Here is a 215-nt window from a genome sequence, read left to right as displayed (position 1 = left end):
GAAGCAGCAGGCTTTAGTGATGTTACGACAAATACAAGTTTAACGGGAGCTACTTTTACAATTCCAGGAGCAGCCGCAGCAAATACTTATGGCGGTACGATTACTTATATCGATGCGAATGGATGTAGTGGTACAGATGCCTTTACAGTTACGATTAATGCCAATCCAGTAGCTACGGTGAATGATCCATCAGTTTGTGTTGGAGATACTTCAGC

General features: G+C 42.8%; 1 protein-coding gene. It reads left to right on the top strand.

All coding sequences use genetic code 11. From position 1 onward, the window contains the following. Positions 1–215: hypothetical protein (locus Q1A15_RS20995; RefSeq protein ID WP_299628419.1), on the top strand; the 215-nt coding region annotated here is incomplete at both ends.

Source organism: uncultured Tenacibaculum sp., assembly GCF_947495995.1.
In the GTDB taxonomy this organism is placed as follows: domain Bacteria; phylum Bacteroidota; class Bacteroidia; order Flavobacteriales; family Flavobacteriaceae; genus Polaribacter.
This window is presented reverse-complemented; position numbering and strand designations above follow the sequence as displayed.